Origin of the sequence: Streptomyces sp. WAC05292, assembly GCF_003949955.1 — a bacterium.
GTDB classification, from domain to species: domain Bacteria; phylum Actinomycetota; class Actinomycetes; order Streptomycetales; family Streptomycetaceae; genus Streptomyces; species Streptomyces globosus.
Window position 1 is genome coordinate 1 of sequence record NZ_RPSE01000629.1, and the last position, 2,231, is coordinate 2,231.

A 2,231-nucleotide genomic window follows, 5' to 3' on the forward strand; every position below is an offset into this window, starting at 1 on the left:
TCGACGCCTGGTGCTCGGACAGACCCCGCGCCCGCACCCGCACCACACCCCTAGAAGCACTCCGCCCTGCCGACCAGAGGCCGGCAGGGCGGAGAAAGCTACGTGCCCTCAATTAGCCAACAGCATCCCCTTCGGGAGTCCGGGGCACCCGCGTGTCACGGCTCTAACGGCTCGCGAAGCCGACGAAGGCGGTCCACGCCGGCCCGCCGACCGTGAGCCCCGGGCGGCTCGTGTCCTTGGAGTCCCGGACGTGGACGCTGCTCGCGCTGCCGGCCACCTCGACGCACTCGCCACCGGAGCCCGTGCTGTAGCTGCTTGTGAACCACCTCAACTCATTCGTGGTCCCGGGGGGCTTTTCGGTGTTCATGACTCTCCCAGCAACTTCTCGACGAAGACCAGCGATGCCCGCGGAGTGAGCGCTTGGGCCCTGAGGATGCCGTACTGCTCCTCCAACTCGCGGACCGGCTTGCGATCGGTGTGCAACCGACTGTCCTTGTACCCCTCCACGTAGGCGATCCTCCGCCCGTCACGCGTCTCGATCAAGGTGAAGGGGCCTTCGAGTCCAGCGTGCTCCTCCAATTCGGTGGGCACCACCTGAATCTCGACGTTTCGGCGTTGGCCGGTCAGCAGCACTTGCCGGAGCTGGCCGTGCATCACTCTCCGGCCTCCCAGGGGTCGTCGCAGCACCGACTCCTCGATGACAAAGCTGATCGTCGGTAACGGCATCCTCGTCAGGATTTCCTGTCGCGCGAGCCGCGCCGCAACGCGTTGCTCCACCATCTCCTCAGTCAAGAGCGGGCGCGACATGGTGAACACGGCTCGGGCGTAGTCCTCGCTCTGGAGAAGGCCTGGCACGGCCTTGGTCGCGTAAACGTGGAGTTCGACCGCCTCCGCTTCCAGCCTGGCCGCATCGCGGAAGAACGCCGGGTACTGGGCCCGCGCGACCTCCTCCTTCATCTCCTTCAGGACCTCGCCCGCGTCCAGCAGGTCGTCCGCCTGGTCGATGAAGCGCGGCGGCGGCACGCGCCGACCCTGTTCGTACGCGGCGATGGTCGACGCCGAGTAGCCCAGCCTCGCCCCCAGCTCGGTCCGCTCCATCCCGGCCCGGGCCCGGAACCGCTTCAGCTGACGCCCGAAGACCCGCAGGATGCCCGAGCCGGGGTCCGGCGCGGCGTCGCCCGGATCCTCGTACGCCGTCTGCCGGGTGGGTTCGCTCATGCCCGTCATCACCTCCACCGGCCAACGCGGCTCCGTATCGGCCGTCACGCTCCACACCGCCGACAGGCGCCGACGCCTCGCACACCGCCGGCGCCTGTAAGCGCTCCGGGTCTTACGCAGCGTAGGCGGCCGCCGGAAGCCTGTGCCCCGTGAACAGTGAAACTTCCCCCGCACCGGCAGCCCTTGAGTTCTCGATGTGTTTCACCTCCTCGCCCCGCGGCGCCCGCCTCGCCCGTCGGCTGGTCTCCCACTGCCTGACCACGTGGGGTCACCCGTACGCCTCCGCGGCCAACCAGAAGGTGACGCTGATCGTCGCCGAGCTCACCGGCAACGCCGTCCGCCACGGGCACGTCCCGGGGCGGGACTTCCACGTCAGGCTGACGGGCTCGGCGGACGTCCTGCGCATCGAGGTCACCGACACGCGCACCGAACGCGCACCGCGCCTCCCTTCCCAAGTGCCGTCCGGGGACGCCGAGTCCGGGCGCGGGCTGCTCGTCGTGGCGCGGCTGGCGAGCCGCTGGGCGGTGGTGCCGCGGGTCGGCGCGCCGGGGAAGACCGTGTGGGCGGAGGTGTGCCTTTCTGGCCGTCGACCGGCAAGCGGGTGACGTGCCATGTGCCGGAGGGTGCCCTTCTGCGCAAGCGAGCCTCGTCACCGTTCGCTCAGAGTGACGAGGCTCGATGCCGGTTCGGCGGACTCGCGGCCACTCCCGGGCATCCGTCCGCACACGGATTCGCTCGTTCACGCCCGAATTCAGCCACGAGCCCGTAGCTTGATTCGTCCACAGCACCTGTCCGCACCCAGGAGTCTCCTGTGACCAACCTGCCCGCTGGCAGACGGACGAGGGCGCGCTGCGCAGGCGCCCTCGCCGCCATGGCCATCGTCCTGTCGCTCGCCGCCTGCGACCCCGCGGCGTCCGGCACCGCCCCGAGCACCAGCGGTACGGCGAGCGCGCCGGTGGCCCCGTCGGAGGCGCCGACGTCGCAGACACCGACTCCGAGCCCCACCCCCACCC

3 protein-coding genes and 1 pseudogene are annotated in these 2,231 nt (G+C 70.1%); 2 read left to right on the top strand and 2 right to left on the bottom strand.

Annotated elements, in window-relative coordinates:
• Window positions 1-163 precede the first annotated feature (163 nt).
• Both EF903_RS31820 and EF903_RS31825 read right to left on the bottom strand, forming a co-directional pair.
• A complete protein-coding gene (locus EF903_RS31820) occupies window positions 164-367 on the bottom strand; it encodes a DUF397 domain-containing protein (RefSeq protein ID WP_125548434.1) in 204 nt (67 codons plus the stop codon).
• On the bottom strand, window positions 364-1,218 hold the full coding sequence (locus tag EF903_RS31825; protein WP_125548435.1) for a helix-turn-helix transcriptional regulator: 855 nt from the start codon (window positions 1,216-1,218) through the stop codon (window positions 364-366). Before EF903_RS31825 ends, EF903_RS31820 begins: the two co-directional genes overlap by 4 nt.
• A gap of 149 nt (window positions 1,219-1,367) precedes the next feature.
• On the opposite strand from EF903_RS31825, the gene EF903_RS31830 reads away from it, so the two are divergent.
• Window positions 1,368-1,823 carry an ATP-binding protein gene (locus tag EF903_RS31830; protein WP_312845982.1) on the top strand — a complete coding sequence of 152 codons (456 nt, stop codon included), beginning with the start codon at window positions 1,368-1,370 and terminating at the stop codon, window positions 1,821-1,823.
• Between the two features lie 206 nt (window positions 1,824-2,029).
• Window positions 2,030-2,231, top strand: a pseudogene (locus tag EF903_RS34880) (murein L,D-transpeptidase); the annotation flags it as partial.